Origin of the sequence: Anabaena sphaerica FACHB-251, assembly GCF_014696825.1 — a bacterium.
GTDB lineage: Bacteria > Cyanobacteriota > Cyanobacteriia > Cyanobacteriales > Nostocaceae > RDYJ01.
Genome location: NZ_JACJQU010000014.1, coordinates 112,371 through 135,472 on the forward strand (window position 1 = coordinate 112,371; position 23,102 = coordinate 135,472).

Consider the following 23,102-nt stretch of genomic DNA (forward strand, 5'->3'; position numbering starts at 1 on the left):
CTCTAATCCAAAATCTAAAATCCTTAATCGTTATTAACGATTCACCGCCGCAGCTTCCCGCGCAGCAGCTGCTTGATCTGGGTGTATACCCAAGCGTGTCAGGTTAATTCTACCTTTATTGTCAATTTCGCGCACTTTGACAATCACTTCATCACCGACTGCTACTTCATCTTCAACTTTACCAACACGATAGTCAGCTAATTGAGAAATGTGAATCATGCCTTCTTTTCCGGGCAGAAATTCCACAAACGCACCAATAGGTATAATCCGTGTCACACGACCAACGTAAACATCACCTTCATGCAGCTTGCGAGTCATGCCTTGGACAATGTTTCTAGCTCTTTTCGCTCTGCTTTCATCAACAGCAGAAATGGTGACAGTGCCATCATCTTCGATGTCAATTTTTGCACCAGTTTCTTCAGTAATTCCCTTGATGGTTTTACCTCCGGGCCCGATGACTAAACCAATCATGTCGGGATCAATCTTGATCGTCAACAGGCGTGGGGCAAAAGGTGAGGTTTCAAGACGTGGGGTGTCGATAGTCTGGAGCATTTTGTCCAGAATGTGCAACCGGGCAGCTTTAGCTTGCTCGATAGCTTGTTTAATTACGTCTATAGACAAACCGGATATTTTCATATCCATTTGCAAAGCTGTGATACCAGCATCAGTACCTGCAACCTTGAAGTCCATGTCACCCAAAAAGTCTTCAATGCCTTGAATATCGGTGAGAACGCGCACTTCGTCTCCTTCCTTAATCAAGCCCATTGCTGCACCGCTGACGGGTTTAAGAATGGGTACACCAGCATCCATGAGGGCGAGGGTAGAACCGCAGACTGAACCCATCGAGGTGGAACCGTTAGAAGAAAGAACTTCTGAAACTACGCGGATCACGTAGGGGAATTGTTCTTTTGGCGGTAATATCGGTAAGATCGCTCTTTCTGCTAAAGCCCCGTGACCAATTTCCCGTCTTCCTGGCGCACGCATCGGTTTGGTTTCCCCAACTGAGAAGGGGGGGAAATTGTAATGATGCAGGTAACGCTTGTGTTGATCTACTTGCAGATCATCATTGAGGTTTTGGGCATCTCCTGGTGTGCCGAGAGTGCAACAGCTTAAGACCTGGGTTAGTCCCCGGTTAAATAAACCGCTACCATGTACCCGCTTGGGTAAAACGTCAACTTGGCAGGAAACTGGACGGACTTCATCTAGTTTGCGACCATCAACGCGCACGTTATCTTCAACGATTTGACGGCGCATAAAGTATTTGGTGATATCCTTAAAGGTATTACCAAGTGCCTTACTATTTGCTGTAGCAGCTACTCGAATTGGGTCTTCTTCGGGTAGGGCTTCTATTTCAGCTTTGATGCCATCTTTGACAACATCTAAAGCCGCATCACGTTCAGTTTTGGTTAACTCAAATTGCGCTAGGATTTTTTTAATTTCAGCATTTGCGCGATCGCGGATATAGTTTTCTAGTGTTTGGTCTACTTCCGGTGGTGCTTCTTTGACAATTTTTAGACCTAGTTCTTCCACTAAATCTAACTGCGCTTGGATTAAATCCCGCACTGCTTCGTAACCAAAATCAATCGCCTCGATAATATCTCGCTCTGGTAGCTGATTTGCTCCCGCTTCCACCATGATGACACCATCTGGTGAACCGGCGACAATGAGATCCAAGTCTCCAGCTTCAATTTCTGCATAAGTGGGGTTAATAATGAAATCATCACCCACTAAGCCTACCCGCACTGCTGCCATTGGTCCATTAAAGGGAATTTGGGCAATCAGGGTGGCAATAGAAGCACCAGTGACAGCTAACACATCGGGTGGTACTTGCTCATCCATTGACATGGTGAAAGCAATGACTTGCAAATCATCCCGTAACCATGAAGGGAACAGAGGACGGAGGGGACGGTCGATCAGACGACTGGTAAGAATCGCTCTTTCTGGTGGACGACCTTCTCGGCGCATGATCCCACCAGGGATTCTCCCCGCTGCATACAATCTTTCTTCATAATCTACCGTGAGGGGAAGAAAATCAATGCCTTCTCTGGCTTGCGATCGCGTAGCTGTGACTAAAACAGCTGTATCCCCCGATTGTATCAACACCGACCCACCAGCTTGGGGGGCTAACAGTCCAACCTTCAGCCGAATATCCCGTCCATCAAAGGATATTGACTTATCAACTTCTGCCATTCAGTTTTTTTTCCTTCTATGCACGCTATTCTCTCTCTGTGGCAATCCTAACATTTATGCACTATAGACGGCTTCTGTTAGATATATTAGTTTCACAGACTAAATTGAACATCGCAGCAGGAGGCAGGAGTCAGGAGTCGTAGGGATACGCCCGTACAGGAGTCAGGAGTCAGGAAGCAGATTTAATTCCTAAATTAATAAATTTAAATTATTTCATAAATAAATATTAGCTCTGTCCAAAAATTAGCGTACTAGAAATATGGCAATCCTACACGGTATTTGGTTGAACAAAAAACACAATAATTGTTTATTTGTATGGGGAGAAACTTGGCGTACTTTTCAGATTAACATTGAATCTATTACCTCAGCAGAAATACCATTAAATCCCTTGGCAATGTCACCAACGGAGTTAAATGAATGGCTTGAAGCAAATAATTTAGCACTTTCTCAATATCTGGGAAATAATCAAACATCGCCGATTACTGTTAGTAAATTAAAACCTCGTAAAAGTGCCACTAAAACAGAAAAAACTATACCTACCGACTCACAAATAATAGCGTCAATAACTAATTTTATAGAAAATGATACGGTAATTTATCCCGTGCATTCTGCTAGTTTAGGAATTGATCTCAATTCACCACAATATTTACAACCTTGGAGAATTGAAGGTTTTTGTCTAAACCCTAGCGCGGCGGTTAAATTTCTCACAGCTTTACCATTGAGTTCAACAGATAGTAAAGATGCCTTTTTGGGGGGAGATTTACGTTTTTGGGTACAAATGGCGCGTTGGAGTTTAGATTTAATTTCCCGCTGTAAGTTTTTACCCACTATTCACCAAGAATCACATGGTTCTATAGTTGCTAAATGGCAGGTACTTTTAGATAGTGCTGTAGATGCTACTCGATTAGAAAAATTTGCAGCCAAAATGCCCTTAGTTTGTCGTACTTATCAGCAAGATAGGGAAGATGTTTATAAGTTAGTAGTTGATTTACCTGAAGAACCACAAGAGTTAATTTGGGGATTTCTCAACAGTATTATAGATGCCCAAATCCGCGATATGGTTGGTTCTCAATCTCCCCTTGAGAATAGATTAATGATGTCTTTACCACCTGCTGTACAACAGTGGTTACAGGCTTTAACTGGGGCATCTAAAATAATTAATGCTGATGCAATGGGATTGGAAAGATTAGAAGCGTCCCTAAAAGCTTGGACTTTACCATTACAATATCAATTAACAGGAAAAACCTCATTTCGGACTTGTTTTCAACTGCATCCCCCAGAAGAAGGAAAAACAGATTGGATATTAGCTTATTTTCTGCAAGCAGCAGATGATTCAGAATTTTTAATAGATGCCAAAACTATTTGGAATTATCCAGTTGAAAAATTAGATTATCAAAATCGAACAATTGAACAACCCCAGGAAACATTTTTGCGGGGTTTGGGTTTAGCTTCTCGATTGTATCCAGTTATTGCACCCAGTTTAGAAGCCGAATCTCCGCAATTTTGTCAACTCACACCCATGCAAGCTTATGAATTTATCAAATCTGTAGCTTGGAGGTTAGAAGATAGCGGTTTAGGAGTAATTTTACCACCAAGTTTAGCTAACCGTGAAGGATGGGCTAACCGCTTAGGATTGAAAATTAGCGCCGAACCACCCAAGAAAAAACAGGGACGTTTGGGTTTACAAAGTCTGTTAAACTTTCAGTGGCAATTAGCAATTGGTGGACAGACAATTTCTAAAGCTGAGTTTGATAAATTAGTAGCTTTAAAAAGTCCTTTGGTAGAAATTAATGGTGAGTGGGTAGAACTGCGTCCTCAAGATATTAAAACTGCCCAAAACTTTTTTGCATCTCGTAAAGAACAGATGTCTTTATCATTAGAAGATGCTTTAAGAATTAGTACAGGAGATACTCAAGTAATTGAAAAATTACCTGTTGTTAGTTTTGAAGCTTCTGGTGCATTGCAAGAATTAGTTGGGGCTTTAACTAATAATCAAGAAATTCAACCTTTACCAACTCCTAGCAATTTTCGTGGACAATTACGACCTTATCAAGAACGAGGTGCGGCTTGGTTGGCTTTTCTGGAAAGGTGGGGTTTGGGTGCTTGTTTAGCGGACGATATGGGACTGGGAAAAACGATCCAATTCATCGCTTTCCTACTCCATCTCCAAGAACAAGATGCACTAGAAAACCCAACTCTCTTAGTTTGTCCCACTTCTGTTTTAGGTAATTGGGAAAGAGAAGTCAAGAAATTTGCTCCTACTTTGAAAGTTTTAGAATATCACGGTGATAAACGACCCAAAGGTAAGGCATTTACCGAAACCGCAAACAAACACAATTTAGTAATTACTAGTTACTCACTGGTGCAAAGAGATATTAAATTATTACAAACCGTTAATTGGCAGATAATTGTTTTAGATGAAGCTCAAAATGTCAAAAATGCAGATGCCAAACAATCTCAAGCAGTACGACAATTAGAAACTACATTTCGCATTGCTTTAACAGGAACTCCTGTAGAAAATAGATTGCAGGAATTATGGTCTATTTTAGATTTTCTCAATCCTGGTTATTTAGGTAATAAACAGTTTTTCCAAAGACGGTTTGCCATGCCCATTGAAAAGTATGGTGATACTGCTTCTTTGATGCAATTACGTTCATTAGTACAACCTTTTATTTTGCGTCGGTTGAAAACTGATAAATCAATTATTCAAGACTTGCCAGAAAAGCAAGAAATGACTGTATTTTGCGGTTTAACTTCTGAACAAGGGCAACTATATCAACAGTTGGTAGATGAATCTTTAGTGGAAATTGAATCAGCGGAAGGTTTACAGCGCAGAGGAATGATTTTAGCTTTATTGGTTAAACTCAAACAAATTTGTAATCACCCTGCACAATATTTGAAAGAATCAAGTTTAGCAAAACATCATTCTGCTAAATTACAACGTCTAGAAGAAATGTTAGAGGAAGTTTTGGCAGAAGAAAACCGCGCTTTAATTTTTACCCAATTTGCTGAGTGGGGTAAATTGCTTAAACCCTATTTAGAAAAGCAGCTAGGTCGGGAAATTTTCTTTTTATATGGTAGCACCACTAAAAAGCAACGCGAAGAAATGATTGACCGTTTTCAAAATGATCCCCAGGGACCACCTATTATGATTCTTTCCTTAAAAGCTGGTGGTGTAGGTTTGAATTTAACCAGGGCAAATCATGTCTTTCACTTTGATAGATGGTGGAACCCTGCTGTAGAAAATCAAGCCACAGATAGAGTATTTAGAATTGGGCAAACCAAGAACGTACAAGTACATAAATTTGTGTGTACTGGAACTTTGGAAGAGAAAATTCATGAGATGATTGAAAGTAAAAAGCAATTAGCAGAACAGGTTGTTGGTGCTGGTGAAGAATGGTTAACTGAATTAGATACAGACCAACTGCGTAATTTACTATTACTTGACCGTAATGCGATAATTGATGAGGATGAAGAATAAAGAACAATAAAGTAGTGACAATTACTGTAAGACTGACAAAAGCTTTAAATTGTCTTTAAAAGAAAACAATCCAAATAATCCAACCTATTATGAAAATAGCACCAGTAATTAAAGCTTTTTTTCAATTTTCTTTAAAAATCACAGGTTTTGCTACATTTTAGATAGATACTATTGAGGTTGATTTATTAGGGAAAGATAAATATTCTAATGAACCACTGTGATATGTATAAACTCAAAATTATTTTTTACTAATAAACGTAAATCCTAACTTAGATAACAATATGACAGAAAACATAGATCATGACCGCTTATTTAAAGAATTAATATCAACCTTTTTCATAGAATTTATAGAATTATTTTTTCCTCAAGTTCTGGAATATATAGACCACGGATCAATTACATTCTTGGACAAAGAAATATTTACTGATGTCACCGCAGGAGACAAATATGAAACTGACCTAATAGCCAAAGTTAAATTTTTAGGTCAATCTTCTTATTTTGTGATTCATATTGAAGCTGAATCAGGTGCAAGACCTAAATTTAATCAAAGAATGTTTCGTTATTTTGCGAGATTAGATGAAAAATTGGACTTGCCAATATATCCGATAGTTATATTTTCCTACGACTCACCCAAAACTGTAGCCGTGAATAACTATCAAATCAACTTTCCTGATTTTGAAGTGCTAAAATTTAATTATCAAGTAGTGCAACTGAATCAACTGAACTGGCGAGATTTTTTAATTCGTTCAAATCCAGTTGCATCGGCTTTGATGTCAAAAATGAACATCACGCCAGAAGATAGGCCAAAAGTCAAAGCAGAATGTTTAAGGTTATTAGTTACCTTAAAATTAAATCCAGCCAAAATGCAATTGATATCAGGTTTTATTGACACATATTTGAGATTGAATAAAATAGAAGAAGAGAAATTTAAAACAGAAATAGGTGCATTAATAACAGAGGAAAAGGAGGAAATTATGCAAATTGTCACCAGTTGGATGGAAAAAGGGATTGAGACAGGAATTGAAACAGGAATTGAAAGAGAAAAAAATTTAATTCTCCGTCAAATCAATAAAAAATTTAGACAAATTGATATGGAATTAGAGACCAAGATTAGAAGTTTAAATATAGAAATTATTGAAGCTTTAGCAGAGGCGATTTTTGATTTAAATACTGTAGAAGATTTGCAAAATTGGTTAGAGGATGTTTGATATAGGAAGATTAAATGACATATAAAAAAGTTTAAGCAGAGTCGGCAATAACTCCCATAAGCCTTTTCTTATAGGCTAAAATCATTTTATTTATTGCCAGTATTTTGCTTGTATACCTTATCCCAATTTTTGCATTAATTATGACTAACGATACCCTGCAAGCAAGTAGAGAATGGTGGTCACAGCGGTGGCTAGATTTACTAGATTCCTATCGGTTTAAAAAGCGTCTGGAAAGGGCTAGAAATTATTCTAGACAAGGAAATGTTTTGAGTATTGATTTTAAAGGTGCAAAAGTTTTAGCGAGAGTACAAGGTAGTGAAGCAGAACCTTATAAAGTTTCTCTTTCCCTTGACGCTTTTAGTGATCAAGAGTGGGGTTATGTGATTGAAACCATGTCCCATAAGTCGATTTTTGCGGCTAAGTTACTAGCAGGAGAAATGCCACAAAATATCGAAGAAGTATTTACATCTAACGGACTTTCATTATTTCCTTTTACTCTTGGTGATGTTCACGGTAAATGCTCATGTCCTGATAAAGCAGTACCTTGTAAACATATTGGTGCTGTGTATTATCAATTAGGCGATCGCTTTAGTGAAGATCCATTTGTTTTATTTCAATTACGAGGACGCACCAGAGAACAAATTATTAGCGATTTACGCCATTTACGCAACACTAAAAATTTAGAAAAGGCTGATGAAAAACCTTTAACCAGGGAAATTACAGAAATTCAACAAACAGAACCTGAGCATCAATATTCATTAAAATTAGAGAATTTTTGGCAATATCATGAACCATTAGAATCGTCTTTAGTGGTAATTTCACCTAGTGTAAGTGAGACAGTATTAGAAGTTTTAGGGACAATTCCCTTAGCTAAAGATGAGGAAAATTTAGTCATTTCATCTGCGGGTGATGTCACCATGAATTATTTACAAACTGTTTACAAAGATGTGAGTCAAAAGGCTTTTTTAGCAGCCATGAATGTGGGGGGATGAATTATAGCACCAATCAGCAGCCAGTAGTAAAATGCTCTTGCTGTAAGGCTTTGTAACTAAATTTTGTACTTCATTTACTTGCAATACACTGTCATTGTATGTAAGTCTTCCGAATCCAGAACAGCCTGCGGCAAGGTTGCGCTTACAGAATCATTGACACTCGCCATGGTATCATGCTGTTTTACACTCAATTTTCTCCCAAACCCTAAATAGGAGCATATATGGAGCCAATCATTGCTATAGTTTTAGCACTTATAGGTTATGCCTTGGGATCGGCTAAACTGATTAATCAAGGTAATGAAGCCTTGGTTGAACGATTGGGTAAGTATCATCGGAAACTTAAACCTGGACTAAACTTTATAGTTCCCTTCATTGACCAAATTGTTATGGAGGATACAAGACGAGAGCAGGTTTTAGACATCAAACCTCAGAATGTAATCACTAAAGATAATATCTACCTGGAAGTTGATGCTGTTGTTTACTGGCGCATCACAGAGATTGAAAAAAGCTTTTATGCAATTGACGATCTGCAACAGGCACTCTCTAATTTAACTACAACTACGCTACGGGAAATTATTGCCCAGAACTCCTTAGAAGAGACTAATATGTCTAGAGCCAATATGGACAGGAGAATATTAGATCAGTTAAATCCAATTACAAGAGATTGGGGAGTTGAGATCATCCGGTTAGACATTCAGAGAATTACACCGCCAGAAAGTGTCAGGAAGTCAATGGAAGAAGAACGCGCTGCGGAAATTAAAAAACGAGCGTTGATTTCCGAAGCTGAAGGGGAGCGACAAGCGGCGATTAAAAAAGCTGAAGGAACTAGGACTTCGATGGAGATTATTTCTGAAGTCTTACGTTCCCATCCTGAAAGTAAGGATCTTTTGCGGTATCTTATTGCTCAAGATTATGTACAAGCCAGTCAAAAACTGGGAGAGAGCAACAACGCCAAAATTGTGTTTGTAGATCCAGCAAATTCTACAGATATGTTTCAAGAATTAATCGCTGAGTCAGTAAATAGAGAAGAAGATGTGAAAACTTCTGGTAATGGTAATGGTGCTAATTAATAGTTTATGGATCAGTTGTCAGTTGTCAGTGAAAGAAGGCAAAAGATAAAAGGCAAGAGTTCTGAATTTTGTTCGCGCAGCGTGCCTGAGGCTCTATTTTGAATTTATTTCTTCCCAGTCCCCAGTAAAGAGTCCCCATCTTTCCTGTCACCTATCTATAAATAGCATCAGCAACCAGGGAGACATCACGCATTTCGGTAACATCGTGAACGCGGAGGATATCAGCACCATTAAAAATTGCAGCACAACAAGCCGCTGCTGTTCCCCAAACTCTGGCTTTTGGATCTGGCTGGTTTAAAATTTTACCTATAAAACTTTTACGGGATGCTCCCACGAGTATGGGACAGTTAAGCACTTTTAATGTTTGCAACCGGCGAAAAATTTCTAAATTTTGCTCATAGTTTTTAGCAAAGCCAATACCAGGATCAATAATAATTTTCTCATGTTTAATACCCGCAGCAGTTGCAGCAGCTATTTGCTGGGATAAAAAACTATAAATATCACCCATCAAATCTTGATAATCTGTGTGTTGTTGCATAGTTTGGGGCGTTCCCCGGATGTGCATTAACATAATTGGCACATCCAAACCAGCCACAGTTAACAACATTTCTGAGTCATAAGTACCTCCAGAAATATCATTGACGATATCAGCACCAGCTTCTACAGCAGCCTTAGCTACATCGGCTCTAGTTGTATCTACAGAAATAGGGACGTAAATTTCTGGTCGGATTACTTGCAAAACCGACAGCACCCGGTCAAGTTCTTCTGTGAGGGTGATTTGCTCTGCTCCCGGTCTAGTGGATTGACCACCGATATCAATAATATCGGCACCAGCAGCTACCATTGCTTGCGCTTGAGCTAAGGCGGCTGAAGCTGTGTTAAATTTACCACCATCACTAAAGCTGTCAGGGGTGACATTTAAAATCCCCATCAAATAAGTGCGCTGTCCCCAGGTGAAACAGCGTTCTCGAATAATTAATTGGTTTGACATAAGTTACATCCCGCCTCGGAATGAATTCCGAGGCTAATAGCCAAAGTCCGTTAAAACGGACTAAATTGATTTGTTAAAAAGTTGTAAATGGCGTTTTACTGAAAATTAACAATCCTGGCAAAACTATCAGCTTCTAGACTAGCACCTCCAACGAGAGCGCCGTCAATTTCTGGTTGAGCCATGATTTCATCAATATTATTCGGCTTAACTGAACCGCCATATTGAATCGATACATTAGGATTAGTCAATTGAGAGCGAATTAAACCAATTACACGATTTGCTTCTGTGGCTTCACAGGTATCACCAGTACCAATCGCCCAAATTGGTTCATAAGCGATGACCAAATTATTTTGATCAACTTCCACTAAGTCTTTTTCTAACTGGGAGATAATCAGTTTTTCGGTTTCCCCTGCGTCTCGTTGTTGTTTGGTTTCACCAACACAGAGAATGGGGATTAGTCCATGCTTTTGGGCTGCTTTGAGGCGTAGGTTAACGGTTGCGTCTGTTTCGCCAAAATATTGCCGTCTTTCGCTATGACCAACGATGACATAACGCACACCAATTTCTGTGAGCATGGAAGCAGCAATTTCACCCGTGTAGGCTCCATTTTCTTCCCAATGGACGTTTTGTGCGCCCAGTTGGATAAGGCTACCGTGCAAATATTTGGACATGACGCTTAAGTCAGTGAAGGGAGGACACAATACTACCTCTCGTTCTGAGGGGGTTTCCTCCAGGTGGGGCAGAAATCCGCGTAAAAATTCTTCGGACTCTGACCGGGTTTTGAACATTTTCCAGTTACCGGCAATAACGATTTTTCGCACAGGTGATTTTGTCAAGATGCTAACGCTACTAGATCCATTTTTCAGTCTAGAACTTTTCTGGACTCAATCAGCATTTTGAACAGAAGTTTTACCGCTACTCGCATCCTCACCAGTGTCACAGGTTTAGCTGCTGCTTTTTCAGCATTTAGGAACTGTGATGGTCAAAAACTGGGAAAATTATTACCAGTAGTTATAAGCCGTGATATCTATGTTCAACGGGTCTATTTTTTCTGATATTCAAAACCATTGGGCAAAAGCATCTATTCTTGCTGCGGCTGGGCGAAATATCTTAAAAGGTTATCCAGACGGTACTTTTCGCCCTGATGCACCTGTGACTCGTGCTGAATTTGCGGCAATTATTTATACAGCTTTACCGAAACAGTCATCATCTCGTCCTGGCATTACTTTTATAGATGTACCAGCTAATCACTGGGCGGCTGAGGCGATCGCCTCAGCATATCAAACAAATTATCTGTCTGGGTATCCCAATCGTTCTTTCAAACCCAATCAACCAATCCCGCGTGTTCAAGCTTTAACGGCTTTGGTTTCAGGGTTAAATTATGGGGTGACAGTAGACCCGCTTAATACTTTGAAAAAATATTATCCTGATTTTGGGCAAATTCCCAGTTATGCGATGCGGGCGATCGCCGCCGCAACTGAAAAGGGTATAGTTGTTAACTACCCGGATATCCGACGCTTACGGCCTAATACAAACGCCACTAGAGGCGAAATAGCAGCTTTTATTTGTCGAGTTCTGGAAATTCCTAGTGTCCCTTACAACTACATTCCTGGTATAGAATTATTTATACTTCCTCCACAATTTGATGCAGCTGATCCTTTTGTAGAAGAATTGGCACGAGTACAAAAAAATAATAAATGGGGCTATATCGACAAAACTGGAAAATTTGTAATTCCCCCACAATTTGATGAAGCTGATTCTTTTTCACAAGGATTAGCATTAGTTAGAGACAATACAAAGTAAGGAGTCATAATGTTTGATAAATTGGCTAAGTAAGTGGGCGTTAAAAATTGTCGTTATGACAAGGGAACAGGGAACGGGGAACGGGGAAGAGGGTTTTGGTGAATTTACTTTTTGTTACATACTACTCTTCGAGAAGCCGCTACGCGTCTACGGTTTTTTCCCGCCGACTTACTTAATTATCAATCAAATAGTAAGTTTAGGCGTAATTTTAAAAAGCTGAATATTTACAATACAAAAAGTAAGTAAGTGGGCGTTAAAAAATATAATATAAACCTAACCCCCCAGCCCCCTTCCCTACTAGGGAAGGGGGAGTCAAAGCCTCTCCCCTGGTAGGGGAGAGGTTTGGAGAGAGGTTTTATATTTAATTGTGCCAAGTTACTTATTTACCTTTCAACTATTACTGAAATTTAATTCTCTGGCAAAAACTTTGTTACAATTCACAATCCAAAATCTAAGAAAATCTAAGATGGAATAATTTATGGATATTCGCGGCGTTTGGATCACAACAACAGATAGTAAAGTCCTTAATTCCAAGGACAACATTGCCGAGGCTATGAAGTTTCTAGCCGACACTGGATTTAACGTTGTATTTCCCGTTGTCTGGAATCAAGGCTTCACCAACTATCGCAGCGAAGTCATGCTGAAAAACTTTGGCGTGGAAATAAACCCGCGCGAGGAATTTAAAAAGAGAGATCCTTTAGCAGAATTAATTGCAGAAGCAAAAAAAGTTAATCTTGCGGTTATCCCTTGGTTTGAATATGGCTTTATGAGTTCTTATCAAAGAAATGGTGGACACATCATCGCCAAAAAACCTAAATGGGCAGCGATTGATTATGCTGGTAAAAACCTTAGTGTAAATGATTATTATTGGCTAAATGCTCTTGATAGCGAAGTACAGGAATTTTTATTAAGTTTGTTCTTAGAAGTCGTCAAAAAATATGAAGTTGTCGGCATTCAAGGTGATGATCATTTTCCCTGTTTTCCAATGGAAGGTGGTTACGACGAAAAAACTACTGCACGCTATCAGCAAGAGTTTAATCAACAACCACCAAAACCGCCAGAACGAGGAAATTCTAAAGATCCACAATGGCAAAATCCACAATGGAAACAATGGGTAAGGTGGCGGGCTGATATTCTTTCCAATTTTTTAAGCCGTGTCTACCGAGAAATAATTAAGGTAAATCCTGAATTAATTATTTCAATGGCACCGAGTATTTATCCTTGGGGTTATGAAAACTACCTGCAAGATTCTCAAACTTGGGTTGACCTGGGGTTAGTCGATTTAATTCATCCGCAATTATATCAACGCGAATTAGAACTTTATAAGAGAGATATAAATAGGCTGGTAGCTAATCAATTTAACAAGCAACAATTACCCCAATTAATTCCTGGTATTCTTTTAAAACAAAGTACATATCGAATTGATACAGAACATTTATATCAGGCAGTAAAATATAATCGTTCCGTTGGTATTCAAGGGGAAGTTTTCTGGTTCTATGAAGGTTTGCGAGAAAATAATAATGCTTTAGCTAATATTTTAAAATCTAGTATTTATTCTCAACCTCCTGGAAAATTTGACGCGAAAGAAATTAAAAATAATACCTTTACCCATCGGCGAATAAATAATGATTATTGTTACATAACTACATCAGAGGAAATTAGTCTCAAGGTAGCATTTGATTGGGTTGAGCCATTTTCTGAAGGTATGGCAGCCTTAAAAATGGGTTACAAATGGGGTTTCATTGATAAAACAGGTAAACTTATCAGTAGACTTCAGTTTGATACTGCTGCACCTTTTTCAGAAGGATTGGCTTTAGTAAGCATTAAGAATAAATATCGGTATATTGATAAAACAGGCCAATTTATTCCTGTTAAAACTGTTAAAGAATGGGATGATGGCTCATCCTTTTTCAAAGGTATCGTGTTTGATGATGGTGCATCCTTTTCTGAAGGTATGGCAGCTGTAAAAATAGCTGATAAATGGGGGTATATTGATCAAACAGGTAAAATTATTATTCCTGCTCGATTTGATGATGCTAAATCATTTTCTGAAGATATGGCGGCTGTAAAAATAGCAAATCAATGGGGGTATATTTCTAAAACAGGTGAGACTATAATTCTATCTCAATTCGATGATGCTACAAGTTTTTCTGAAGGTTTAGCCTTAGTTAAAGTCGGTAATAAATTAGGTTATATAGATAGAACTGGACAGTTTATTATCAATCCACAATTTGATGAAGCTGATATTTTCTCAGAAGGATTAGCACCTGCTAAACTAGGAAAAAAATGGGGATATATTAATCAGTATGCTGAATTTATAATTCCCCCAAATTTTGATTTTGCGAAACCTTTTTCTCAAAAAATGGCATTAGTTAATGTTGGTGGAGAATTGAAACAAGATCAGGAACAAGAGAAAGCCTATTTTACAGGTGGGAAATGGGGATATATTCGCAAACCTTAATAATTCTCAATCAGAATGTTGGCGGTCTGATTAGGAAAAGCTTTTCTACAATTACAACCTTCGTTTTTATTCATTAATGATACTCTATTAAGGAGGCAGGAGATAATCCCCATAAATAAATTTAGGGGATTTAATCACGAAACAAAATCTAAACCTTCCTCATCACCTGAAAAGCCGAAATATATGTAATTTCAATACTTCCCCCATAATGAGCATCAATCTTATCCCTTAAACCCGCAAATAAAGCATCCCTAATTGAAGCTTCTAACTTTAAATAAGGAGAAAGAGTACCCAAAAGCAACAAATAATTATCAACACTATAAGTTACTTCGCAAACCACATAATCAGAAACTAAATCTTTGAATTTACCTGAACTAATGGCTTTTTCTCCAAAAGATTTGACTATTGTTTCTTGAGTTCTGCTATCTTCATATCTGGCTGAAGATGGAGCATGAATTTGATAAACCTCATGCAGAGTTTGGTATACCTCATAATCAGGTTGAGGAGTCATGTTCCACAACAAAATCAAAGCCCCATCATCCTGTAAAGCATCAGCGACTTTTGTATAAGCAATTTCTGGATTCATCCAATGAAAAGAAGTTGCTGCTAAAACAGCATCAAATTTATTTGGTGTTAATTTCCATTCTTCAAAAGTTGTCTGTTCAATATCTACATTTGGATATGCTGCACAGTTGGATCTAGCAAACTGACAAGCTGCTTGACTTGGATCTAAACAAACCATTGAAAATCCCAATTGAGCAAAAGATACTGTTGCATTTCCTGGACCACATCCTAATTCCAGAATCTTACTTTCAGCAGTAAGTTGAGCAACTTCAACAGCACGGTCGATAACATATTGGGAATAACGCGGTCTTACTTTGTTATAAGCATCTGCTACGGGGGAATACCAATTTTTCCGCAGTTCTAAATCTTGGGGATATAAATTTTTGATGACTTGTAAATCTTTCATAAGTTTATAATACAATTATAACTATTTAGACTATTTGAAAGCTAAGTTTTTTTGTATTTTAGTGCAATTATTATACGTAGAATCACAAATAACATACTGATCTGATCCAATAATGCTTACACCTACCTGTGCTTTGACTCCATCTGAATTAAAATCAGCTATTGTTCTTAACCCGCTAATAGTCACGCCGGATACAACTGTGATGGAAGCGATCGCCCAAATGAGCGGTGTAAGAGCAGTTTGTTCAGTTTCCCAGACCACTGATAGCCAACTGGTTAACTTACTGATCGAGGCGCGTTCCAGTTGTGTCCTCGTTGTAGAAAATAATCAACCTGTAGGGATTTTTACAGAAAGGGATGTAGTACGACTCAGCGCCCAACAACAAAATTTAGACAAACTAGCTATCCGCGAGGTCATGGTTCATCCTGTCGTCACCTTGCGGGAGTCGGAATTTACTGATCTCTTTTTTGCGGTTAATCTGCTTCAACACCACCGCATTCGTCATTTACCAGTAGTTGATGAGCAAAATCAACTGGTGGGGCTGCTGACTCATGAAAGTTTGCGGCAAAAATCACGGACAGTAGACTTGTTGCGGTTGCGGCTTGTGAATGAAGTCATGACGAGAAACGTGATTTATGCTGCTCCTGATATTTCCGTATTAGCGATCGCTCGCTTAATGGCAGAAAATCGCGTTAGTTCTGTAATGATTGTGAAAAGACAGGGATCTTTAAAAATTCCCCTGGGTATTGTGACTGAGCGTGATCTAGTCCAATTTCAGGCTGTAAACCTAAACTTTGCAACCTATACAGCAGCAGATGTCATGAGTACACCTGTTTTCTGTGTCAATGCTGATGAATCTCTGTGGACTGTACAGCAGATGATGGAACAGCGATTTATTCAGCGTTTAGCAGTGACAGGGAAACAAGGAGAACTATTAGGTATAGTTACTCAAAGCAGTATTTTACAAGCTCTTAACCCGTTGGAATTATATAAATTAACAGAAGTATTAGAACAAAAAGTATTGCAATTAGAAGCCGAGAAAATAGAATTATTAGAAAATCGCACTATTGAATTAGAACAACAAGTAGAAAATCGCACAATTACACTCAGGAAAAAAGTAGAACAAGAACAGTTAATTACTAAAGTTGCTTCTCAAATTCGCTCATCTTTAGATTTACAAGATATTCTGGATACCACAGTTACAGAAATCAGAACGCTGTTAAAATGCGATCGCGTGATAATTTACCAATTCCGCCCCGACTTTTCTGGTAAAGTGATCGCCGAATCTGTAATTGCAGGTGGAATTTCTGTTCTCCATACCGAACCCCATGATCCTTGTATTACCCCAGAATACCTTGAACCTTACCGCCAAGGGGAGATTCGGGTAATTAATGACATCCACTTGGAAGCCTTGACTCAGTGCCATCAAGAAATGCTGATTGAGTTTGATGTTCGTGCCAAACTCATGGTTCCCATCATTGTCGAAGATCAAATTTGGGGATTGATGTTAACAAGTTACCGCGATACTCCCCACAATTGGGAATTTGAGGAAATCGAACTGGTACGGCAACTATCAATTCAATTATCAATTGCCATTCAACAAACAAACTCTTATCAACAGATACAAATTGAACTCAGGCAACGACAACAAGCCGAATTAGAACTTTATCAACTTAACCAACAACTAGAAGCTAGAGTAAAAGAACGTACCGAGGAACTGAGTAATATTTCCCAGCGATTAGAAATAGCAGTCAAATCTGCCGAAATTGGGATTTGGGATTGGGATCTACTCAATGATCACTTGATTTGGGATGATCGGATGTATGAACTCTATGGAGTCAAAGCCTCAGAATTTTCAGGTGCGGTGAAAGTATGGGAAAAGAGCTTACATCCCGATGATGCAGCAGATACCCGTGAATGGATATGGCAAGCAATTAGGGGTGAAAGAGACTTTGATCCTGAATTTAGAATAGTTTTACCAGATGGTAAAGTCCGCATCATTAAAGCTTACGCCATTGTCCAGCGCAATTCCCAAGGGGAAGCACAACGGATGATCGGGGTGAATATGGACATTACCGAACGCAAACAAGCAGAACAAAAAATTAATCAACAAGCACAAAGAGAACATTTACTGCGGGAGACTACCCAACGCATTCGTCAATCTTTGGATTTAGCTACTATATTTAATACTGCTGCTGAAGAAATTAGACAATTAATCAATGCTGATCGGGTAGGAATTTTTAAATTTGATCCTGACAGTAATTTTAACCATGGTGAATTTGTTTCCGAATCTGTAGTTACTGGTTTTAAATCTGCCCTAGAAAATAAAATTAATGATCATTGTTTTGGTGAACAATATGCAGCTTACTATCAACAAGGGAGAATGCAAGTAGTAGCTGATATTGAAAATGGTGGACTTTCAGAGTGTCATCGTTCTATTTTGGCACAGTTTCAAGTAAGAGCTAATTTAATCGTGCCATTATTACAAGGAAAAAAATTATGGGGTTTGTTGTGTATTCATCAATGTTCTGCACCCCGTCACTGGGAAACGTTTGAAATTGAACTTGTCCAACAAATAGCTGAACAATTAGCCATTGCTATTCAACAATCTAGTTTATATGAGCAAGTACAATCAGAACTAATCATCAGAAAGCAAGCCCAAAATGAGATTTTGCTACAACTACAACAGCAAAAAGTTATTCAAGAAATTACTCAGCAAATTCGCTCTAGTCTAGATGTAAATCAGATTCTTGCTACTGTCACCCAAAAAGTACAAGAATTAATGCAAGTCGAACGGGTAATTGTGTTCCGTCTATTTGCTGATGGTAAAAGTCAAATTGTCGAAGAAGTAGTTGCCGATGGTTACGTAGCTTTGAAAGATCGTCATTGGGATGATGAAACATGGTCGCCAGAAATATTAGAATGTTACTGGCAAGGAAAACCGCGCATTGTTCCTGATGTGATGAACGATATCTGGACAGATTGCCTAGTAGAATATTCCTTAGAAGGAAAGATAAAATCTAAAATTGTCGCTCCTATTTTGCAGGAACTAGGAGAAAATGAAATCGGCCGCTGGGTTAATCATCCTCATAATAAATTATGGGGGATTTTAGTTGTTCATGCTTGCAGTACAAAACGTATTTGGGAAGAAACAGAAGCTCAATTATTGCAACAAATAGCCAACCAATTAGCGATCGCTGTTCAACAAGCGGATCTATTTGAGCAATTACAAAAATCTCTAGCTCAAGAAAAAGAAATCAGCCAAATGCGATCGCGCTTCATTAGTATGGCATCCCATGAATTTCGCACACCTTTAGCCATTATTTCCTCATCTACAGGTATTTTACAAAAGTTTAATGATCGTCTCAGTGCAGAAAAAAAACAGGGACACCTAGAGACTATCCAAACAACCATCAAGCATATCGTTCAACTGCTGGATGATGTCCTCATGATTAACCGGGCTGAAGCGGAGAAGATGGAATTTAAACCAGAAGCATTAGATATAATTCCCTTCTGTGAATATCTGAAAAAGGAAATAGAAAGTACCAGCAGCCAGCATAAAATAAATTTTTATGTAAATACCAGTCAGCCAATATTAGATGATACTTTAATTGTAAAATTTGATCCAAAAATTATCCGCCAAATTCTCACAAATCTCCTCAGCAATGCTATTAAATATTCTCCTGAAAATAGTGTAATTAATTTTAGTTTGATCATAGAAAATTACCAACTAATATTTAAAATTAAAGATGCTGGTATTGGTATTCCTAAACAAGATCAAGTAAATTTATTTTCATCCTTTTATCGAGCTTCTAACGTGGGTAATATTTCTGGTACAGGTTTGGGCTTGGTAATAGTTAAAAGATGTGTTGATCTGCACAAAGGACAAATTACATTAGATAGCGAAGTAGGACAGGGAACAACATTTACAGTCATTATTCCTAATAATTCGTAGCACTAAAAAGCTTTTACCGCAAATCCTATTTCTTATTTATTAATTAAGTACCCATCCTAACTCTAAAATTTATTTTGCACGACTACTTAAAAATTCTTTCAATTCTTCTATTGGTAAAGGGTGACTGAAAAAATATCCCTGCACTATATCACAATTATTTCGCATTAACCAAGCTAACTCATTTTTTGTTTCTACTCCTTCAGCAATTATATTGAGATTGAGATTATCAGCCGTTTGAATGATACTTTTTACAAGTACCTGCTTATTTTTAAATTTGTCAATATTACTGATAAAATAACGATCTATTTTTAAATTATGAAAGGGAAATTCTTGCAGGTATTTAAATGATGAATAACCAGTGCCAAAATCATCAATTGATATTTTAATTCCCTGCTGGCTTAAATAGTTTAGTTTCTGCTTAACTGATTCAATATCTTGAATAAATACCGTTTCTGTTAGTTCTAACTCTAGTAATTCAGGTGCAATACCTGTTTCATTAATAATGTCAATAATTTTCTCACTGAAATTTTTATTTATCAACTGACAAGCTGATATATTGACAGCTATACTAAAATTATTTAATCCCTCAGCTTGCAATGTTTTAATCTGTGTACAAGCTGTTCTAATAATCCATTCTCCCAAGGTAATAATAAATCCAGATTCTTCGGCAATGGGAATAAATTCTGCTGGAGAGATCATACCATGTTCTGGATGCTGCCAACGTATTAATGCTTCTGCACAAACAACTTTTCCTGTTTGAACATTAACTTGAGGTTGATAATAAAGCTGAAATTCATTTCTCTCTAAAGCTTGACGTAAGTCTGTTTCTAAAATAACTTTTCTAAAAAAATTATCTAGTATTTCTTGACTATAGAAATGATATAATCTGGTATCTTCTGGTTGATAATGTTCCAGCACAAATTCAGCATAAGTTAGTAACTGACTTAATTGCAATCCATCATTGGGATAACAGGCAATTCCAATTCTCGCCTTCAAAAATACTTCTACCTTATTGAAAAATAAAGGTTGGGAGATATTATCTAAAGTTTGTTGAGCAATATCAGCAACAATTTTAATATCTTGAGTAGGTTTCAACAACATAACTAATTGCTCTGTTTTTAAATGCCCAACTAAGTCAATTAAATTATGGGTAGAATTCAAGTTTTTTAATCTCACAACTAAGGCTTTGATTAATAAATGCTTCAAACCAGTTCCAAAAAATAATTTATTACGGTATATTATATCTATATTTATAAGAAACAAGGGTAGGATTTGACCTTGATTATAAACTTGAAGACGGGTTTTATTGAATTGCTCTTCTAAAAAAAGTTTGTTAGGTAAACCTGTTAAGCTGTCATGACGAGCTAAATAGCTAAATTCAGTTTTCATGCGCTGAATTTGATTTATATATTGTTCAGTAACAGCTTGACGTTTTTTGAGTTGTGTCCTAATTGCTTGAAGAAGTTCAAAGGCTTCAAAAGGTTTAGTTAAGTAGTCATCAGCACCAAGTTCCATTGCTTGACGCAGATCACACCGTTCAGCTTTAGCTGTTAGAAATATAAAAGGAATAGTTGCAGTGGCTGGATCTTCACGTAATGTTTGAATTAGACTATAGCCGTCCAAAAGAGGCATCATCACATCACAAATAATCAGATCAGGCTGATACTGTTCAACCATCTGTAAGCCCAACCAGCCATTTTCTGCTGTTATAGTCGAGAATCCCTCAATTTGGAGAATTTGCTGAAGAATTTCCCGCATTATGGAATCATCTTCAATTATCAAAATCTTCTTCATTCGGTAAAGCTTAATTAGAGGTGATAATTTAGATTTTTATATCATAACAGTTCTAATAGTGATTAGACAGCAGCATTCTGGAGTTAGGAGTCATGATTCAGGAGTAAAAGCCGCTTGATCTTTAATAGCGCAGCGTGGCGTTAGCCATGTTTTGATTTTCAGTTTTACATGATTTACTTGCAATCTATTGTATTTGTTTGGGCAATAAAAAGAGCAGGAAACAAATAATAGGACAAAGTTTATGATCAGTAATTAGTAAGACATAATATTTAGTTAATTCTAGTATCTTGGTGATATGTAGGAATCCTAAATGATTCATGAACACTTCCTGTTAAGAGTTAAGAGTTAAGAGTTAAGAGTTCCCTAAGACTAAAAAACTCTGTACCTCACTAGCTTGGTAAATGCTATATAACAAGGCAGGAGGTGAAGGAGTGCAACTGCTGTTCGCGTAGCGTGCCGGAGGCATTACCCAGAGGTCAGGAGACAGGAGGGGAGAGGTTTTTAGACAACTTTACTTTTTGTTACATCCTTCTGTTTTTTCGCGCCTTTCTACTTAAATGTTTAAGATCAGAAAGAGGATGATTGAAAATACCCAATTTAATATGACATCTATATTGCCCCAACCTGATCACAGCGACTCAACTAACTGGGAAGAAGAACTAGATCACGCAATTTTCACCTTTGAAGATATTCAAGCGGAACTTAACTATACACAAGCAAAAACAGCACTGCGAAATTTAGTTAACAATCTTGACCTTACCTCCCAGGAAAAATCCGGCTTGGAAGCAGAAATTGCCGACTTAGAAACCATGCTGGGGAAACTAGAAAGTATGGTAGTGCAGATTGCTGCTTTTGGGATGGTGGGACGTGGCAAGTCTTCCCTACTCAATGCTTTGGTGGGTCAACCAGTGTTTGAAACAGGCCCCTTACATGGTGTTACCCGTGCAGAACAAAAGGTGAATTGGAGTATTAGTGAAGAAGCGATAGGTACTTTAAAAGTGACTTTACCTGCAACTGGTCAATCTCAGGTGGAATTAGTTGACACTCCGGGATTAGATGAAGTTGATGGGGAAACCCGCGCAGCATTAGCCGAACAGGTAGCAAAACAAGCTGATTTAATTTTGTTTGTGATTTCTGGTGATATGACCAAAATTGAACAAGGGGCGCTTTCGCAGTTGCGAGAAGTAGGTAAACCGATCATTTTGGTGTTTAACAAAGTTGACCAGTATCCAGAAACTGACCGGGTAGCAATTTACGAGAAAATCCGAGATGACAGAGTACGAGAGTTACTTTCACCTGAAGAAATTGTCATGTCTGCGGCTTCACCTTTGGTAAAAACTGCGGTGATTCGTGCTGATGGTAGTAGAGGTATACAGTTGCGTCAGGGTCAAGCGCAAGTGGATGAGCTAAAACTAAAAATTTTAGAAATTCTCCAACGTGAAGGTAAGGCTTTAGTGGCGCTAAACTCCATGCTTTATGCTGACACAGTTAATGAGCAAGTTGTCCAGCGCAAACTGATGATTCGGGAACAAAACGCCAATCAGTTGATTTGGAAAGCTGTGATGACCAAAGCTGTAGCGATCGCACTCAATCCCATTACTGTAGTCGATATACTCAGTAGTGTGGTCATTGATATTGCTTTGATTTTAGGTTTATCTCAACTCTATGGCATTCCCATGACAGAAAGCGGTGCTGTGCAGTTGCTACAAAAAATCGCCCTGAGTATGGGCGGTATCGGAGCTAGTGAACTGCTGGCAAACTTGGGTTTGAGTGGTCTAAAAACCTTACTTGGTATCTCTGCATCAGCCACAGCCGGAGTTGCCCTTGGTCCCTATTTATCTGTAGCCATAACTCAAGCGGGAGTAGCTGGGGTTTCTTCTTATGGGATTGGGCAAGTCACTAAGGCTTATTTAGCTAATGGGGCGACTTGGGGACCCGAAGGACCAAAAGCAGTAGTTAGCCAAATTTTGTCAACTCTAGACGAAACTTCAATTCTCAACCGCATCAAAGATGAATTGTTAACAAAGGTGAAAGTGAGAAAGATGAGTAATTAGTGATTTGACAATTTACCAATGTTTGCAGTTCTCTAGTGTGATTCGTTCTGTCGAAACGAATAGAAATATTCGGGGATGACAGGCAAGGGAAATATTCGGGAGAAATTCCGACAGAACCTTGACAACTCAATTT

At 38.1% G+C, this 23,102-nt stretch carries 14 protein-coding genes; 9 read left to right on the top strand and 5 right to left on the bottom strand.

Features of this window, described 5'->3' with window-relative positions; all coding sequences use genetic code 11:
* Positions 1-33: 33 nt before the first annotated feature.
* The gene (locus H6G06_RS19930) at positions 34-2,190 is read right to left on the bottom strand and encodes a polyribonucleotide nucleotidyltransferase (RefSeq protein WP_190563265.1); all 2,157 of its coding nucleotides are present in this window, start codon (positions 2,188-2,190) and stop codon (positions 34-36) included.
* 259 nt (positions 2,191-2,449) lie between these two features.
* On the opposite strand from H6G06_RS19930, the gene H6G06_RS19935 reads away from it, so the two are divergent.
* The 4 genes from H6G06_RS19935 (at position 2,450) to H6G06_RS19950 (ending at position 8,941) form a co-directional block, all read left to right on the top strand.
* Positions 2,450-5,671 (top strand): DEAD/DEAH box helicase, encoded by a 3,222-nt coding sequence (locus H6G06_RS19935; RefSeq protein ID WP_190563267.1) that lies wholly within the window; start codon positions 2,450-2,452, stop codon positions 5,669-5,671.
* Positions 5,672-5,952: 281 nt separating this feature from the next.
* Positions 5,953-6,879: a DUF4351 domain-containing protein gene (locus H6G06_RS19940; RefSeq protein WP_190563269.1), complete on the top strand. Its 927-nt coding sequence runs from the start codon at positions 5,953-5,955 to the stop codon at positions 6,877-6,879.
* 140 nt (positions 6,880-7,019) lie between these two features.
* Positions 7,020-7,871 carry an SWIM zinc finger family protein gene (locus H6G06_RS19945; RefSeq protein ID WP_190563271.1) on the top strand — a complete coding sequence of 284 codons (852 nt, stop codon included), beginning with the start codon at positions 7,020-7,022 and terminating at the stop codon, positions 7,869-7,871.
* Between the two features lie 221 nt (positions 7,872-8,092).
* Positions 8,093-8,941 (top strand): SPFH domain-containing protein, encoded by an 849-nt coding sequence (locus H6G06_RS19950; RefSeq protein ID WP_190563273.1) that lies wholly within the window; start codon positions 8,093-8,095, stop codon positions 8,939-8,941.
* 151 nt (positions 8,942-9,092) lie between these two features.
* Here H6G06_RS19950 and folP read toward each other — a convergent pair whose 3' ends face one another.
* Positions 9,093-9,932, bottom strand: coding sequence for a dihydropteroate synthase (folP, locus tag H6G06_RS19955; RefSeq protein ID WP_190563275.1), 840 nt, complete (start codon positions 9,930-9,932; stop codon positions 9,093-9,095).
* Between the two features lie 95 nt (positions 9,933-10,027).
* Positions 10,028-10,753, bottom strand: a complete 726-nt coding sequence (tpiA, locus tag H6G06_RS19960; RefSeq protein WP_190563306.1) for a triose-phosphate isomerase — start codon at positions 10,751-10,753, stop codon at positions 10,028-10,030.
* Positions 10,754-10,828: 75 nt separating this feature from the next.
* Here tpiA and H6G06_RS19965 point away from each other — a divergent pair, with 75 nt between their 5' ends.
* From H6G06_RS19965 to H6G06_RS19975, 3 genes are all read left to right on the top strand, one after another.
* The gene (locus H6G06_RS19965; RefSeq protein ID WP_190563277.1) at positions 10,829-10,987 is read left to right on the top strand and encodes a hypothetical protein; all 159 of its coding nucleotides are present in this window, start codon (positions 10,829-10,831) and stop codon (positions 10,985-10,987) included.
* Entirely contained in the window at positions 10,962-11,735 is a 774-nt protein-coding gene (locus H6G06_RS19970) for an S-layer homology domain-containing protein (RefSeq protein ID WP_190563279.1), read from the top strand. The genes H6G06_RS19965 and H6G06_RS19970 overlap by 26 nt, the downstream gene beginning before the upstream one ends.
* A 478-nt stretch (positions 11,736-12,213) precedes the next feature.
* Positions 12,214-14,196, top strand: coding sequence for a WG repeat-containing protein (locus H6G06_RS19975; protein WP_190563281.1), 1,983 nt, complete (start codon positions 12,214-12,216; stop codon positions 14,194-14,196).
* Between the two features lie 148 nt (positions 14,197-14,344).
* On the opposite strand, the gene H6G06_RS19980 is transcribed toward H6G06_RS19975, so the two are convergent.
* Positions 14,345-15,166 carry a class I SAM-dependent methyltransferase gene (locus tag H6G06_RS19980; RefSeq protein WP_190563283.1) on the bottom strand — a complete coding sequence of 274 codons (822 nt, stop codon included), beginning with the start codon at positions 15,164-15,166 and terminating at the stop codon, positions 14,345-14,347.
* 112 nt (positions 15,167-15,278) lie between these two features.
* Between H6G06_RS19980 and H6G06_RS19985 the strand changes: the two genes are divergently transcribed.
* Positions 15,279-19,121, top strand: coding sequence for a GAF domain-containing protein (locus H6G06_RS19985; RefSeq protein ID WP_190563285.1), 3,843 nt, complete (start codon positions 15,279-15,281; stop codon positions 19,119-19,121).
* A 69-nt stretch (positions 19,122-19,190) separates the two neighbouring features.
* Here H6G06_RS19985 and H6G06_RS19990 read toward each other — a convergent pair whose 3' ends face one another.
* Positions 19,191-20,915, bottom strand: a complete 1,725-nt coding sequence (locus tag H6G06_RS19990; RefSeq protein ID WP_190563287.1) for a putative bifunctional diguanylate cyclase/phosphodiesterase — start codon at positions 20,913-20,915, stop codon at positions 19,191-19,193.
* A 602-nt stretch (positions 20,916-21,517) separates the two neighbouring features.
* Here H6G06_RS19990 and H6G06_RS19995 point away from each other — a divergent pair.
* The gene (locus H6G06_RS19995) at positions 21,518-22,969 is read left to right on the top strand and encodes a GTP-binding protein (protein WP_190563290.1); all 1,452 of its coding nucleotides are present in this window, start codon (positions 21,518-21,520) and stop codon (positions 22,967-22,969) included.
* Positions 22,970-23,102: the final 133 nt, after the last annotated feature.

Coding starts and splice junctions, on each gene's coding strand:
- H6G06_RS19940 (WP_190563269.1), top strand. CDS start 5,953: ATGACAGAAAACATAGATCATGACCGCTTATTTAAAGAATTAATATCA.
- H6G06_RS19930 (WP_190563265.1), bottom strand. CDS start 2,190: ATGGCAGAAGTTGATAAGTCAATATCCTTTGATGGACGGGATATTCGG.
- folP (WP_190563275.1), bottom strand. CDS start 9,932: ATGTCAAACCAATTAATTATTCGAGAACGCTGTTTCACCTGGGGACAG.
- H6G06_RS19935 (WP_190563267.1), top strand. CDS start 2,450: ATGGCAATCCTACACGGTATTTGGTTGAACAAAAAACACAATAATTGT.
- H6G06_RS19990 (WP_190563287.1), bottom strand. CDS start 20,915: ATGAAGAAGATTTTGATAATTGAAGATGATTCCATAATGCGGGAAATT.
- H6G06_RS19950 (WP_190563273.1), top strand. CDS start 8,093: ATGGAGCCAATCATTGCTATAGTTTTAGCACTTATAGGTTATGCCTTG.
- H6G06_RS19995 (WP_190563290.1), top strand. CDS start 21,518: ATGACATCTATATTGCCCCAACCTGATCACAGCGACTCAACTAACTGG.
- H6G06_RS19980 (WP_190563283.1), bottom strand. CDS start 15,166: ATGAAAGATTTACAAGTCATCAAAAATTTATATCCCCAAGATTTAGAA.
- H6G06_RS19975 (WP_190563281.1), top strand. CDS start 12,214: ATGGATATTCGCGGCGTTTGGATCACAACAACAGATAGTAAAGTCCTT.
- H6G06_RS19985 (WP_190563285.1), top strand. CDS start 15,279: ATGCTTACACCTACCTGTGCTTTGACTCCATCTGAATTAAAATCAGCT.
- H6G06_RS19945 (WP_190563271.1), top strand. CDS start 7,020: ATGACTAACGATACCCTGCAAGCAAGTAGAGAATGGTGGTCACAGCGG.
- H6G06_RS19970 (WP_190563279.1), top strand. CDS start 10,962: ATGTTCAACGGGTCTATTTTTTCTGATATTCAAAACCATTGGGCAAAA.